This window comes from Burkholderia sp. IO2 (assembly GCF_029522185.1).
Lineage (GTDB): Bacteria > Pseudomonadota > Gammaproteobacteria > Burkholderiales > Burkholderiaceae > Burkholderia > Burkholderia cenocepacia.
The window spans coordinates 176,938-192,039 of sequence record NZ_JAKWFH010000001.1 but is presented as its reverse complement, the minus strand read 5'-3'; the positions used below and the strand labels follow the sequence as shown (position 1 = coordinate 192,039).

The 15,102-nt window shown below is 61.0% G+C and carries 9 protein-coding genes; 2 read left to right on the top strand and 7 right to left on the bottom strand.

Annotation, left to right across the window (positions count from 1 at the left end):
• Nucleotides 1-63: 63 nt before the first annotated feature.
• A complete protein-coding gene (locus MMB92_RS00780; protein ID WP_058903592.1) occupies nucleotides 64-1,308 on the bottom strand; it encodes a right-handed parallel beta-helix repeat-containing protein in 1,245 nt (414 codons plus the stop codon).
• 716 nt (nucleotides 1,309-2,024) lie between these two features.
• Here MMB92_RS00780 and MMB92_RS00775 point away from each other — a divergent pair.
• Nucleotides 2,025-3,179 (top strand): glycosyltransferase, encoded by a 1,155-nt coding sequence (locus MMB92_RS00775; protein WP_034202427.1) that lies wholly within the window; start codon nucleotides 2,025-2,027, stop codon nucleotides 3,177-3,179.
• 21 nt (nucleotides 3,180-3,200) lie between these two features.
• Nucleotides 3,201-4,280, top strand: coding sequence for a glycosyltransferase family 1 protein (locus MMB92_RS00770; protein ID WP_006490756.1), 1,080 nt, complete (start codon nucleotides 3,201-3,203; stop codon nucleotides 4,278-4,280).
• A 154-nt stretch (nucleotides 4,281-4,434) separates the two neighbouring features.
• Here MMB92_RS00770 and MMB92_RS00765 read toward each other — a convergent pair whose 3' ends face one another.
• The 6 genes from MMB92_RS00765 to MMB92_RS00740 form a co-directional block, all read right to left on the bottom strand.
• Entirely contained in the window at nucleotides 4,435-5,688 is a 1,254-nt protein-coding gene (locus MMB92_RS00765) for an oligosaccharide flippase family protein (RefSeq protein WP_212111055.1), read from the bottom strand.
• Nucleotides 5,689-5,726: 38 nt separating this feature from the next.
• Nucleotides 5,727-6,917 (bottom strand): glycosyltransferase family 4 protein, encoded by a 1,191-nt coding sequence (locus MMB92_RS00760; protein ID WP_034202429.1) that lies wholly within the window; start codon nucleotides 6,915-6,917, stop codon nucleotides 5,727-5,729.
• 306 nt (nucleotides 6,918-7,223) lie between these two features.
• On the bottom strand, nucleotides 7,224-9,035 hold the full coding sequence (locus MMB92_RS00755) for an alpha/beta hydrolase (protein WP_212111053.1): 1,812 nt from the start codon (nucleotides 9,033-9,035) through the stop codon (nucleotides 7,224-7,226).
• Nucleotides 9,036-9,244: 209 nt separating this feature from the next.
• Nucleotides 9,245-10,390 carry an acyltransferase gene (locus tag MMB92_RS00750; protein ID WP_109342424.1) on the bottom strand — a complete coding sequence of 382 codons (1,146 nt, stop codon included), beginning with the start codon at nucleotides 10,388-10,390 and terminating at the stop codon, nucleotides 9,245-9,247.
• Between the two features lie 174 nt (nucleotides 10,391-10,564).
• Nucleotides 10,565-11,989 carry a DUF6418 domain-containing protein gene (locus MMB92_RS00745; protein ID WP_012493288.1) on the bottom strand — a complete coding sequence of 475 codons (1,425 nt, stop codon included), beginning with the start codon at nucleotides 11,987-11,989 and terminating at the stop codon, nucleotides 10,565-10,567.
• A 196-nt stretch (nucleotides 11,990-12,185) separates the two neighbouring features.
• Complete coding sequence (locus tag MMB92_RS00740) at nucleotides 12,186-14,501, bottom strand: GNVR domain-containing protein (protein WP_109342423.1); 2,316 nt, start codon at nucleotides 14,499-14,501, stop codon at nucleotides 12,186-12,188.
• Between the last annotated feature and the right edge of the window lie 601 nt (nucleotides 14,502-15,102).

The window sequence follows — 15,102 nt, the reverse complement described above, 5'->3', positions numbered from 1 at the left end:
AACCCGATAGCGGTCGACGTCGTTCGCGACGCGCGTTCCGCCGTCGACCGGCGGCGCCGGGAATCAACGAGGCTGCCCGACGAGTTCGCGTACGCGCGGGAGCAACGACGTATCCGCACCGACTACGTCAGGCGCGACCGAGCGGGATTGAAGCGTCATCGCACACGGCCCGGATGTCGGGGAGTCGACCACGCAATCGTGCTTCGGGCCAACCCGTACCGGCATGCCGCCGATCCCCGACAGTTGATTGTCTGCGAGCCGGACCCCGGACACGTTCCCCCACAGGCGAATGCCGTCGAAGCGTGCTTGCGATACGCGATTGCCGACCACGGCCACTTGCGTCACCGCGCCGGACCACGTGCTGACCTCTATCGCGCCCTGCTGCGTGAGCGGGCGGGGATCGGTCCGGCCGGTCGCCGTCTGGATGTTCGCAATCACATTATTCTCAATCCGGACACCGGACGCGCCGTAGGTTTGGAAGCTGTCCTCCTGTGCGACGAGAATCCCCGCGCTCACCTGTACGTTGCGTACGATGTTGTTCGAGATCGTCACGTCCGCGCCACCGACCACCGTAATTCCGCGCCCCCACGTGTTGCCTTCGAGCGAGTTACGCGTGATCAGCACGTTGCGGCTCAGCACCCCGTCGCCGCGGTAGCTCACCACGGCAATCATGTCGTCACCGGTGTCACGCACGACATTGCCTTGAACCAGCACGTCGCGCGCACCATGCGTCATGTGAATGCCGTCGGCAAGCGTCGACAGTACCTCGTTTCCGACGATCGCGACGCCCGTGCCGCCAAACACGAAAATGCCGGCGCTGGCACCGCCTTCGACGACGTTGTCGAGCACCTGCACGTCGTGCCCCGTGACCTCGACCTTGGTCGACTCCCGCGACGCGAGACGCGTCGTGCCGGTGCCCTTGAGCCGGAATCCCACCAGCGTCGTACCGTCGCCCCGCATCTCGATCGTCTGGTCACCCGGCCTGGTCGCCGTCAGCGTCGCGCCGTACCCCGACAACACGACATGCGGCCGCCGCACGATCAACGAACGGCCGACCACATACCGCCCAGGCGCGAACACCAGTCGCTGCCCGGGACGCAAGCCATCCAGCACGCGTTGCAACTCATCCGCCTGATCGGCCGAGCCGGAAGCGGGATAAACGTACGCATCCGGCACCTCCTCATGCCGTGTACCTGCTGTGGACACGCCGGGCGCCGCCACGGCGCACCCAGGCCACCACAACCCACCAGCCATGAACATGCCGGCGATCACGGCGCATACGCGAGACAGGCATCGTGAAGCACGCATAGTGAATCCGTTCCCTCGAACAATCTGGCGCACGGCGCTGGCACGCGCGCTCGAACAACCGCTTTCGCGGTAGACATGATTCATGCCGGCTGCCTGGACATCGATCGCTCCCGGCGATGGCAACCGGCTGTATTCCGGCCAACCGTCGAGCGCCGCGCAGACCGGCGACTCCGTTGAAACGAACGGAACGGCGCCTTCCATTGGACCATTCGATCCGGGCGGCCCTCGGTGCGTCAGCACACCAAGATATCCGGCACCAGCTCGACGTGGTGCGGCGCCATTCCACGAAGCGTTACGCGTACATCGCGCGAATACCCGCACGACAAATCGCTCGACGAATGTCGTCAGACAGCAGCCGCGATCGACTAATCCCTCCGTCGGTAAGCCATCGCACCCAGCGCGTCGCGCATGCGCTGCACAATGACTCAAGCACCGGATGTACGCCACGGCAGGTACTTTCGGTCGCGTGATCTCGCGTGGCTGTGGCCCGATCTCAACCTGCGTCGACGCCACCTGCGGCGCCAGTGGATCACGCACCTTTGGCCCCCGGCGCGACGGATTCAATGTTCTCGATCTTCATGGATTCACAAATTAGGAATCCATATCTCATCGGCATGGCATTGCATCTGCGCAACCGTCCGGCAATTTGACAATCCGCCGTCCAACCACTTTCACGGCGAGCGATGAAAAACGCGATCGAACCGACAGGCCGAAAGATGACCACCAAAAAGATCGTTCATATCGCCGAGGCGTTCGGTGGCGGCGTGCTGTCGATGTTGACCCAGCTTGCCAACCATGCCGCGGCGGCCGGCATCGACGTAACGGTACTGCACTCGATTCGACCGGAAACACCGGCCGATTTCTCGACGCTGTTTCGGCCTGACGTGAAGCTGATCCACGTCGACATGACTCGCGAGGTCAGCATCCGGCAGGATCTGCTGAGCGTACGCGCGCTGGTCAGGATTCTTCGCGACTGCAGACCGGCCGCGATTCATCTGCATTCGTCGAAGGCCGGTGTGCTGGGGCGTCTCGCTTCGAGGATTGCCGCCCCCGATGCCAGGGTCCTCTATTCGCCTCACGGGCTTTCGTTCCTGCGCTTCGACATTTCGCGCATGCGGCAAAGCGCCTATCTGAACTTCGAACGCATCGCCGCGCATATCGGCGGCACCATTGTCGCTTGCTCGGGCAGCGAACTCGGCGAGATCAAGGAAAAGGTCCGCGCCAAATCGGCCGTCCTCGTGGAAAACGGTGTCGATGTTGCCGAGATCCTGCCCCGCCGAACACGAGACGATGGCAAAACCGTGATCGGAATGAGCGGTCGGGCATCGTTTCAGAAGAACCATCATGCATTCGTCGAACTCGCCGCCAAACTGCGGCGCGCCGACGTCGACTTCCTCTGGATCGGCGGCGACGCCAACGAGATTCCGGATCCGCGCCAGGGCAAGGCCGTCATCTGCAGCGGCTGGGTGACTCGCGCGCACGCGCTGGCACTCACGTCGGGACTGGACATCTATGTCCAGACCTCTCGCTGGGAAGGCATGCCGGTCGCATTGATCGAGGCCCAGGTTGCGGGCATCCCGGCCGTGGTGACGGACGTCGTCGGCAATCGCGATGTGGTGGTTCACGGCGTGACCGGATATGTCGCGTCAAGCGTCGACGAGATGGCCGCGTATCTGACCAAGCTGCGCGACGACCGGCAACTTCGCGAAAAAATGGGTGCCGCGGCCCGAACGCGGGCGGTTCAAAGGTTTTCGATGAACACGGTCTTCCGGCAGTGGCACGCCTTGTACGGTCTGGATACCGTCGAGTCTCACGCCGGTACTCGCGGTTTCGAACCGGTTGCCCTGGATCACATCAAGGCCCGATTCTGAATTCGATATGCAATGATGGACATGACCGCTTTCAAAAAACCGAAACAGCTCCTTTACAACGGTCGATTTACGACACAGAAGACGACCGGAGTGCAACGAGTGGCGCGCGAGCTGATCGCCGCGCTCATCAAGTTTCAGCCGCAAGACCCGGTGACCCTCCTTATGCCTCCCCAGCCTGGCGTCGAGGTGAATGGAGCGCGGACCGTCAAGGTCGGCATTCACAAAGGCGTCGTCTGGGAGCAACTGGTCCTGCCGTTTTTCGCCCGCTCCGGGCGCCTCGTCAATCTCGGCAATTCGGCGTCCATTTTCATCCGCAACCAGATCATCTACATGCATGATGCGGCGGTATTCGACACGCCTGCACATTTTTCGCGGTCGTTTCGGATGTGGTACCGGATCATGTTCTGGATCCTGGCGAGAACCTCCGCTTGCGTGCTGACCAATTCCCGTTTTTCACGGGATCGCCTCGCGTACCACTGCGGTATCTCCACCGAGAAAATCAGCGTCGTTCCGCTCGGGGCGGATCACCTCGACTCGCTGGAGCCCGACGCGAGCGTGCTCGACGCACATTCGCTGACGCCGAACCGGTTCGTGCTCGCGGTCAGCAGCATGAATCCCACCAAGAACTTCGGCCGGCTCATCGCGGCATTTCGGCAACTCGACGATCCGTCGGTCGATCTCGTCATCGTCGGGATGAGAAACACGACCGTGTTCGGCAACCAGGATCATGTAGCGGCGGCAGAACCGAACATCAAGTACGTCGGCTACATCAGCGACGAGCAACTGAAGGCGCTGTATCAAAATGCGGTTTGCTTCCTGTATCCGTCAATTTACGAAGGTTTCGGTATTCCGCCCCTTGAAGCGATGCGATACGGCTGTCCGACGATCGTCGGAAAAGCCGCGGCGCTACCGGAGGTCTGCTCCGATGCGACGCTGTACTGCGATCCATATTCGCAGGACGACATTGCGGAAAAATTGCGGCGCCTGCTGGATTCCGACGATCTCAGAGCCGAGCTCAAGCGGAAGGGAATCCATCACGCGGAAAAATATTGCTGGAGCAAAAGCGCAAAAATGATGACGGAAATATTCGAAAGGCTGTAGGCGATCGACACAAGCCCGTCGCCATGACCGAGGCCGCGAGCCGCGTCATACCCCGCCGCGCTCGCGCCTGCGGTCGTCGCAATCAAGACACGCACCGTCGCCCTGCCTCGCAATCGTCGTGACGGCAGCGCAACCTGTCGCCTCGCGAACCGCGTTACCTCGATCTCGCCGGCATGTTGATCAGGCCAACCCGTTCGCGGAAAAGCACGTACATGAGTACGACGGCCACCGTCGTTTCGACCATCAAGACGGCAATGGCGGCCCCACGCTCCGCAAACAGCGACGCAAGCGGCGGCAGTATCGTGACGTTCAGCAAGCCGGACGAGATCAGAATGGTGCTGAAGACACGCTTCATGCCCAGCGGCAGCATCGTTTGAACGCCAAAGAGATCGGTCATGCATGCCATGAACGGTACCAGGGCGAGACAACGCAGTACGGCGACGGTCGGCTCGAACGTGGTTCCGTACAGGATCCGGACGGCGAGCGGCGCGAACTCGTAGATCGTTGCCGACATTGCGAGCACGAGCGCGCCCTGCACGACAATCAGCTTGCGCAGGAACGCAAATGCTTCGTCACGTGCGTTATGCATCAGGTAAGTGATATGCGGGTATGTCGTTGCCCTCAGCGGCTGCAGCATGCCGACAGCGGCACGGATCAGCTTGTCGCCGGCGGCAAAATAGCCTGCGGCGACATGACCGGAAACGATACTCAGCAGGACGGTGTTGGTCGATGCGTAGAACGAGATCGACGTCGACGCGAGGAACACCTGCGTGCCGCCTTTCAACGCTTCGGTAATATCGGCGAACCGCACGCGGACACGCGCGATCTCACGGCAAAAAAACAGGTAAGCAAGCAAGGTAGCTCCGCAGAGCAATGGCACGGCCGCGTTGATGGCGACCGCGTACAGGATATCGTCCGGAGTGCGAACCCAGAGGAAGAAGGCGGCGACGCTGAGTGCGCGATATCCGACCACCGTCATGCTGAACACGCTCAGTTTCTGAATGCCCTGAAAGTACCACCCTGGCGTAAGCGCGGCGCCGATTGCCATCCCGAATTCGAGCAGCAGCGCCGTGCGCTCGGCCTCGAAGTACGGAATCAATGACGTCATCGCAACGAGTACTGCGAAGCCCGCGACGGTTATCAGCCACTGCGCGCTGATGGTCGTCCAGAAAATGCTCGATCGCTCGACCTTGTCGCGCGCAAGCGCGACACGCGGCGTTGCCGTCAGGTCGAAGCTGTAATTCACCAGATTGATGAAATACGTGGTCACCGCGAGCACGAACGACAGCCGACCGTACTGTTGAGGGCCGAGCACATGGGTCAAGAGCGGCAGCGTGACGAGCGGCACGACGTACGTCGAGATCTGCAACGCAAACAACATGGCGAAGTTTTTTCGAACGGCGGTCATCGTGCTTTCTTGACTGAAAATGGACAGTGCATCGCCTGTCAACAGGCATGCACGCGCGGTGCATGCTGGTCGATGCCGAGTGCAGCATACAGAGACGACGCGTAGCAATCGACCGAGTAACGCGACCAGTCGTAGCGACGTGTGCCGTCGTCGAGGTGGGCGCGTAGCGCGTCGATTGCCCGCGAGAACGCTTCGGGGGTGTTGCGATAGAGGATCTTGTTGCCGATCTCGTCGCCAAACGTCGACAAACTTCCGATGTCGTTCACCAGTACCGGCAGGCCCAGGACCGCGGCCTCGACTATCACGAGGGGGGCGTTTTCCACCCAGATCGACGGAAGCACAAGCGCGTCGTGCGTCGGCAGCTCGGCGAACAGCGCGGCATGGTCGAGACGGCCGGCAAAGCGCAGCCTTCCGTCCTTGACGAGGCCGGCGTGGCATTCCTCGAGACGAGCGCGCTCCGATCCTTCGCCATAAACGGTAAGCGATGCAATCGCTTCACCGGCGGAATCGGCCATCAGCGCGAGAAACGGCGCCAGGCCCTTGTCCTCTTCGATACGACCGACGAACGCCAGATCCAGACGCGCGCGCTGCGCCGGTTTCGGTGCGCGGGGAACCAATGCCGCGTCGATCGGATTCGATAGCAGCGTGGCGCGGGTGCGCCCGAATCGCGCGATCAGGTCGCGCATGAACGGGCTTGGACACAGGATTTCGTCGAACAGGCCGAGCGGGTCGAAAAGCGCATTGACCGTGTGCCAATGCAACTTCTTCACGACGTCGTGGAGAATGCCGTGCGGACTGGCGACAGAGACGAAGCGCCGGACGCCGTGCAGCTGGTCGAGCGACAACGGCTTCGTCTGCCCGCCGGAATAGATCTGCAGGCTCGGATTGTAGAACACGAGATGGTAGTCGTGCGCCGTCATGTACAGGCTACACCCGGAGCGCCGCTTGTAGCGGGCAAGCACGGGCAGGATCGCGCTCGACAGGCGATTGTGATAATTGTGTACGAGAATGCGTTGTGGCCGAAACCGGTCGAGCAGCGCGCCGAGCGCATGCGCAGTCGCACGCGACCACACACGGGCGCGCCGAATATTTTCGTCCCCGGGCAGCGCATGCTCGTCGAAGGTTTCGACCGACACGTCATTGCGTGCGCGCAGCACGTCGACGGACATTCGGTATACCTCCTCCGCGCCTCCCTTTCGAACGAAGTCGTTGATGACCAACACGCGCATCACGCCGGGCCTCGACGTGCATCAGGCTCGAAGTTCAACGCCCCGTCATCGTCTTCGCGTCGAGACGCGATCTGCGCAATATCACAGACCGCTTGCAAACAGTAAAATTTACGCAATTTCCGGCAGTCGTGGCAAGTTCGTTTCATCGGCATTCCTGAGCGGAGCCACGGCGCTACGTGCGTCTGGCGAGTGGCCCTGTGAAACACTACGTCGCTACGATAACGTACCGGAAACGACGAATCTGTTCGCATGGTCACTCAGAACCGGTTCACCCTACCTGCCCGGCGGCAACGGTACCGCTGCGACCTAGAGTGTCGATTCGGTGCGCCGCTTGCGTGAATGCGACGCCATCACACGTTTCGTCTTCTCCGTTGCCGCCAGCTCCGCCGGTGCCCGCCAACCGGCAAGCAGCCCAGTACACCGGTCGATGACATATTGCGCGGCGGCAGTGCCGTACAATGAATGATCGACGGCATCCCGCAGATCGACCGACATGTTCGGCAAACGGGCAAACGCACGCGAAGCGGGACCAAAATGCCGTACCAGCGTATCGACACCGGGATCGAACGTGCCGTAAATCAGATGGGTGCGAATGCCGCGCGCCGACATGTCGCGCAGCAATCCTCGCGGCGTATCCTTGCCCGGGCACCACCCGACCCGTTCCGCGGCACGCATGACCGGCACCCACATGAAATCTGCGACGAAGCGCGTTAATCCGCGCAGAACCGGACGCAGATCACGACCACTGCGCAGCAGGCGACGCCACTTTCCAATACTGCGCAACGATGCCAGATAGCCTCGCATCGAATTCGTCTGATTCTTGATCACGTTCGCGAGCGTCTCTCCGCGAGGCCACACGAAAACCGGGAGATTGATCGCGATCGCACCGGCAAGCTGCCCGCTCGACGCGGCATGAAGCGACGTGTACGCGCCGGAGCAAATCCCGAATGTGACAACCTTGTGATGCCCGGCCTCTTTCAGCCACTCTGCCGCCGAAACCATGTCGGTGATCACCTGATCCGAATACGGGATGTCCGATTGATCGTCACGCGCATGCGTGCCGCTGTCGCCGATTCCGCTCGCATCGATCCGCAGGCTGCAGATGCCCTGCGCGGCGAGCGACCGGGCCAGCCGGACGGCGAAACGTCCGTCCGCGACGCGCGAATTGGCCGCCGTATTCGTGATCAGGAGCGTTGGCGCGGCGGCCCGCATGATGTCGTCGGTCGGCTCGCACAGCACCCCGACCAGTTGCTGGGGTCCCACGCGAACGATTCGTTCGACGCTCCCTTTTCCCGTGAGTACCACGCCGGGGTCGAGGCATCGCGCGGGCGCGTCGACGGCCGGCTCGGGATCGTCGTCGAACCAGCCCGCAATCGTGTCGAGCAATGCCGCCGGCCACCGCGACCAGTGCGGCTCTCGCATTGCGGCCGCCCAGTCCGCGCATGCATGAACGCTGACCGCGACACCACGTGCCTGCAACGCGTCCGATAGCATCGCACTGTCGCCGTACGGTGCATCGACAAGCAATGCGCGCGCCGGTAACGTGCCCGATTGACGGGCAGCCTGCAACAGATCGATACGCCGGAGCGCGTCGACCAGATCGTCGGGGTACGTGTGTCCGAGTATGTTCAGGGGTTTCTCGTCGCGAACCGCGCCTCGCACGGTCGGCGGGGCATTGTCGAGCCAATGTTGCGCGACGACGGAGAGCTCGCGGAGGTAGCCGCGACCGCGCACGACGGGCGCAAGCGCGACGAAACGCGTGAGCCCGGGGATGCCGTCCGCGGCGAGAAGCGCCACGGCCGCGCCGGCACGCACCCCGATGAGCGTCAGACGGTCCAGCGCGACGCGCTCTCGCAACGCGTGTACGGCGGATCGAACGCTACCGAGCATCTGGCCGAAGCGACCGGGATCGCTTTCGTCGCCGAGCGAATCGCCACTTGCCGGGTAATGAAAGCGCAGCACCGGAAAGCCGCGCTCCGAAAGGTGCTCGGCGAGTGAACGCACGAGTTTGTGAAGCCAGAGTGCTTCGTGACCGAGCGGCTCGCAAATGACGATGCCGTGTGTTCGGGTGCCCTCGTGAAGCCAGCCGACGCATCCATCAAACTGGACAGGTGTCATGGTCTTATCCTTGTTTTAATAAACGCTAGTGAAATCCGTTACAGGGCGTGTTCCCCGTCAATCGCCCGGGACCAACCGATATCCGTTTCATGCCGACTCCGGCATCCCCCGGAAGATATCGGGCGCCGTTTCCCGCTCCCGCGAACCATCCGCGTTTGATCTTTTCCAACCGGCCCTGTTGCCGCGGGCCGATCTGCGCCAATCAAGCGTCAGCCATCAGCCTCGCCGGAGGCAAACAGATTGCTTCTCCGGCGCGCGGTGAGCGTACGCGCAAACTGCACAAACGGTGCTTCGCACAACCGATAGCCGGCCCAAGACAACGGTATCAAAGGCAGGATCGGTACGATCATGTAGAGACCGAGCGGCCAACCAGTAATGTGGAAACGCTGGCACAACCAGAACATTGCAAACAGCGGAAGGCTATGCAGCAAGTAGATCGAGTAACTGATCTCGCCGAGCCATGAAAGCAGGCGAATGCGGAGCTTCAGAATCGTCGCCAATGCGGTGAACATCACGATGCCGATGAAGTAAGCGAGCGAAGTCGGAAAGTGCTCCATGTTGTGATGTCGCCAATCGCTGAGCGCCCCCATCAGCGCGACACTTGCCATCACCGCCGTCAGGCCGGCTGCCGCCGATCGGTAAGTGATCGCGATTCGGCCCGGAGCACCACGCCACGGCCATCCCGCGCGCAGCAATTTGAGAGGCGTGTCGTATGCCCGGCGAAAGCACGCGCCCCAAAACATGATGCCGAGATGATATGGCATGGTCTTGTATTCGCTGGGCATACCGGCCGGAGCGAGTTTCAATCCGACGATCATCACGAACAGCCCTGTCAATCCGATACTGACAACGCACAGACAGAACATCCGGTGAAGTACGCCGCTCCAGAACAGGACCAGACACAGCCCGTAAAAAACCAGTTCTGTCTCCAGCGTCCAACCATGCGGCAATATCAGGCTCTCTCCGAATGCGGCGGGCATCATGGTCACGTTCGCGACGATTCCATCGACATCCATCTTTTTATCGAACAGATACCAATGGACAAAATATCCCAAAGGCAGCGCCAACCAGTAAGCCGGGTATAGCCGGAAGAATCTTCGAACGAGAAACCGCTTCGTTCCCGCACCAACCTCCCCGTGCAGGCTGCTTGGAATCAGCATGCCGCTGATCGCGAAAAACACCACCACGCCAACACGCCCGAAGTTCATGGAGCGCTGCAGCGTATCGAGCATGTATTGCGAGCCCGCCAGCGGAGCGAATCGCTCGGCATAGTGCGTCCATATGACGAGTATCACCGCAACCGCGCGCATGGCATCGACATGATGAAATCGCTTCGAATCGTTCGAGTGGGACATGGCTGAAATAGTAAAAACCGGGGTGTCTCGTCACGACTTTCCGGCGCTGCGATCGAAGTCGAATCCATCGCCCCTACGTTCGCGACGCGACATCCACGCTCGACGCATCGACCGAAACGGTTCCGGTCGTCGACATCGCCCTCGTTTCGCGCGACGACCCAGGCGCATGCCGCCTCAGCTCGCGCCGGAATGCTTCCGGTCGATCACGTACCACCAGGCCAGCGCGGCCAACGCATAGAAAGCCGTGCGCGAACCGAACATCATCCAGTAATCGCCTTGCTGAACGGCAAAGGTCGCATACGAAAAGACCTTCGCCATCAGCCACAACATCACAACCCCGCCACGCATCGTGACCAGGATCTGCAACGCGGCCAGCGCGCCGTACACGACGCCGGTCATCGCGACGAAGGCCGCCCCCCCGGCATAACCAAACCAATACACCGGCACCGCCATGTTTCCCATCGTGAACGTGACGTCGTCGAAGATGTAGGCCTTGAGGAGCTGAGGCTCCATATACGAAACCATCAAGTCACGCAAACCACTCGGTTGGGAATCGTCGAAAAAGGTCGGCATCGTCCAGGAAGCGAGAGAGTTCACGAAACGCCAAAAAGCAGCCGCGCCACCCAGCGCCGGCGCCGCGAACATGCGCGCATCACCGTCCACCACGTACCACGGCTGCCCCTGCAGCAGAAAGCGCGACGAGATCACATCGGCCACTTCCAGCCCCTGCCCCCGGTAGGCGTAAATGATGGAAACGGTGCCGAGCAACAACGCCAGTCCCGCACCGATACCCAGATAACGCACGACCGGTTTGCCGTTCATCGCATGAATCGCGATGAACGGCGCCAGCGAGCACAGGCCGATATGCAGCACCGCCATGAACTGCTCCCCATGCAGCACGTTGAGCCCGAGATCGACCGCCATCGTGACGATCGCCAACCACCGGATGCGTTTATTGGAACTGGTGGCGATGGTGCCCAGCAAAAAACCCATGAAGGTCTGATTGTTCAGGAACAGATTGAACATCGCGCCGTTCGACGCGTCGTTGCGCAACGCATACCGGTTGATGCCGGTAAACAGCGAGAATCCCGACGTCAACCCCGCCAGCACACCGGTCACGATGATCGCGGCCGCAAGTGCGAATCCCATCGCCACACTGACAGGTTGCAATGCAATCCGTGCCCTGATCGACTTGTGCGACGGGCGCTCATCCAGGAACCGGTCGAATGCAACGAGCGCACAGACGACAAAAATCAGATAGAACGAAAGGAGTCGGCTGAAAGCGCCGGTCGCCTCACCCGAGATATCGGTTTCCCGCAGGTATCCACCGTCCTCCAGTCCCACGCCGGCAAGAAATGCGGTCAGCCCGATCGCGAGCACATAGAGCACCGTCACGGCAAACACCGGGCGATACTTGACCAGGACGACGAGCCCCGATGTTGCCAACAACAACGTGCATGTGGCGCTCTCCGCTTTCATTCCGAGCGCCGGCATCATCGCGTTGATCACAAATGCAAGCGCGAGTAGCGTCGATATCGTCACCCCGGTTGCGGATATGGGGCCGGTGTCCGGTATCGCTCGCGTAGTCTTATCTATCATGCTGCAACCCGAAATTCGTTCCACCGGTGGCACCCCGGTCGAGCCTGCGCACGCGCCGGCCGCCGCATGATTGCGCCCTTGCGCGAACCTGCGCCGGTGCCCCAACGTGCATCGCGCTTGTGACGGGCGCGCTGAAACATCCCGCCATATCGCTTGTTTCCGTCATGAACCAGTGAATCGACTCGTGCAAGCGACATCAGGCAACATTTCTCAGCAGTCCCTTTCTTACCCGCTCCCATGCCCTGAACAGAAATGCATTGGGTACGACGTCGCCCGGCTCTATCCGCGACTTGACTGCTTTCGTATGTCGACGGACGTTCGCGTAATGGCTCCACCGCAACGGTGAAGGCTGAAAGCCGTTGAATACCAGCCCGTCTACCTTCACGCCGACCCGATTCAAATTCCGGATCGCATCCACCACGCCGGCGTAGCTGACCGAACCTTGTCGCGCCACCATCAACGTGACGTCCATGAGCCTCGACAACATCGCGACGTTCGCCGCCGGGCGCGCCGACGGCGCATCCACGACGACCACGTCGTATTCGCTTCGCCATGCGGTGATCAACGGCTCGAGCCGTTTCGTTTCGAACAGGTGTCGCCACGGCTCGGCACGTTTTCCGGCAGGCAGCACATCGAAATTTTCACGGATGTGGACGATCGCCTTCCCGAGTTCCAGCGAACCGGTCACGACATCCGACAATCCTTTCTGGTACTTCACCGCCACGTGTCGATCTCCGCCCGATTCGTCCGCATCGGTGCGCACAAGCAAGGTTTTGAGACCGCTTTCCGATAAGAGGTAGGCGAGATTGGCGGAGATCAGCGACCTGCCCTGCGCCGGCTCCGGCGACGTGATCAGAACGACCCTTGATTTCCCCTGCTCAGCACTCGGCCCGTAACGCAGCAACAGAGCCAGATTGTCCAGCGCTTCGGTCAGCGGCGTATCCGGATACTCCCTGGCAGCAATGAACGCTGCCCGGTCGTTCAGGTCGGCCTCGACCTGATGGGGCGAGACCGGGAGAATGCCCAGCACCGGGACGCCGGCCACTTGCTCCAATTGCTCCGGATTCCGGACGCGCTGGAAAAACAGCGCGCAGCCTTGTGCCGCAGCAACGCCCAATATCAATCCGATTGCCGCACCCAGCACGATGACGAGCAGGCGCTTCGGCTGAACCGGTTTGTCGCTGACATCGGCCTTGTCGATGACGGACGCATTGCCGACCGTGCCCGCCTTGGCAATTTGCAGCTGCTGCGCGTTGTTCATCAAGCCGATATAGAGCTGATTATTGACATCGACGTCGCGTGACAGACGCAAATAGGTCTGCTGCTGCGACGGCAAGCGCGCAACCCTGCTTTTCAATTCCGCCGACTGTTGATCGAGCGTCTTCAGCTTGCTGGCTACCGCGGTGAGCTGAGGCTGTCCGGCGACATACTTCGACGCCAGATCCTGATACTCGAGCTTGGCTTCGAGCCGTGACTTTTCGACCAAGGCCAACTGGTCGATAAGCAGTTGCACATCACCTTGCGCATCGATCGACCCCTGCGCATTGCGAAACTCGTTCAACGCATGTTCAGCCTGCTCCAGTCGCTTCTTCACCAGCGGCAATTGCGTGTCGAGAAACGTCAGACTGTGTTCGGCGTCCTCCGAGCGTCGCTTCGCCTTGGCATCCAGATAGGCGGCGGCAATGGCGTTGAGCAGCCGCGCGGCAAACACCGGGTCGGGGTCCTCGAAACTCAGTTGCATGATGCCCGACTGGCGTTTCGTTTCCGCGCCGTTCAGTTTTTTCAGGACCGCCTCGAGTCGCACCGGCGTGGCGACACGGCGCACGCGGAATTCCGTACCGACACGTGCCACGATGCGCGATATCTCTACCCGATATCCGTTGGCTTCGCTCGGTTGGCCGACTTTCCCGGTCAACACCTCTTGATCATTGCTGTCCTTCAACAGGAAGCGATTGCCGTCGAGATAGTCGAGCTCCAGTTTCTTGCCGAGCTGCGCATCCGGAACGTCGAATTTGGTGAACTCGATCCTCTCGCCGCCCCACGCCCAGAACGGCGTATTGAACCACGGCTCGACGAGGCCATTGCGATCCTTCGGCAATATCGAACCGAGTAAACCGCCAACGAGCGGAATCGTATTCCGGACCGACACATCCACCTGCGCGACGGTAGCGTCAATGGCCTGGGTGACGACCGCGCGCGAGCGCGCGATATCGATCTCGCCGACTACGGCCGAGTTCTCGATATCCAGCGCGTTCGAAATTTCGGATAGCGAACCGAGCGCACTGTGCTTGTTTTCCTGGACCTGGATCAACGTATCCACGGAGTACACCGGTGTTGCCGCAATGGCATACACGAGCGCCAGCAGCAAACATCCCAGGAAAACGGCCAGGAAAACACGCCCGTGATCGAACACGTTTTCCAGCAACTGGACCAGCGTGAAGTCAACCCCGTTGCGAGAAACACTTCCCGGCCGGTCTCGGGATTGCTTCGATGAAGGCCTATCCAATGTCATGCATACGCTCCCAAATTGCCATTCTGACGGGCATCCTGTCACCGTGCGTGCTATTGATCACGCATGTCGCGCCAGTCGATCCGGGTCATTCTCTCGGTACATCATGCGAGGCACTTGTCTGCGTCCGGCCGCCTGCATGCACGACCGCACCGCCGAGTCCCGAACAGAAACAAATGCCCTTTCCTGTTCAGGTCACTATGCGATAAATGCGTGGTTTTCTGAGTGCGATTCCTTACATTAAGAAGCTCCGAGTAAGCGAACCTCCGGGTTGCCACCCCGTCTCGTACGACGTCGAGGAGCGGTTCGACACAACGTGCCCGGCCTCCCTGAACTCATTCGCTCGACAAGGTTTGGCCCTGTTTTTGGCCCACGTCAGCCACGCATCTCGAGCGGCCAATATGTCCTGCCATCCGCGGCTTGGTGAACTAACGCACATCCTTTTTTCCGTGGTTCATCCAACATGATCCATGCGGGAATCAATCTCGGGTCGGCCGGCTCACCCGACAGCATGCGATGACGTCGAGGCGTCCGACAGTCGGTTGATCGGGACGGCCAGCATATGGGCAGGGGGATGAACGCCCGCCATGTCTGTCGCCGGCGG

Excerpts from the sequence above, each read along its gene's own strand:
- MMB92_RS00770 (WP_006490756.1), top strand. The coding sequence starts at position 3,201 with ATGACCGCTTTCAAAAAACCGAAACAGCTCCTTTACAACGGTCGATTT.
- MMB92_RS00740 (WP_109342423.1), bottom strand. The coding sequence starts at position 14,501 with ATGACATTGGATAGGCCTTCATCGAAGCAATCCCGAGACCGGCCGGGA.
- MMB92_RS00775 (WP_034202427.1), top strand. The coding sequence starts at position 2,025 with ATGACCACCAAAAAGATCGTTCATATCGCCGAGGCGTTCGGTGGCGGC.
- MMB92_RS00780 (WP_058903592.1), bottom strand. The coding sequence starts at position 1,308 with ATGCGTGCTTCACGATGCCTGTCTCGCGTATGCGCCGTGATCGCCGGC.
- MMB92_RS00745 (WP_012493288.1), bottom strand. The coding sequence starts at position 11,989 with ATGATAGATAAGACTACGCGAGCGATACCGGACACCGGCCCCATATCC.
- MMB92_RS00765 (WP_212111055.1), bottom strand. The coding sequence starts at position 5,688 with ATGACCGCCGTTCGAAAAAACTTCGCCATGTTGTTTGCGTTGCAGATC.
- MMB92_RS00755 (WP_212111053.1), bottom strand. The coding sequence starts at position 9,035 with ATGACACCTGTCCAGTTTGATGGATGCGTCGGCTGGCTTCACGAGGGC.
- MMB92_RS00750 (WP_109342424.1), bottom strand. The coding sequence starts at position 10,390 with ATGTCCCACTCGAACGATTCGAAGCGATTTCATCATGTCGATGCCATG.
- MMB92_RS00760 (WP_034202429.1), bottom strand. The coding sequence starts at position 6,917 with ATGCGCGTGTTGGTCATCAACGACTTCGTTCGAAAGGGAGGCGCGGAG.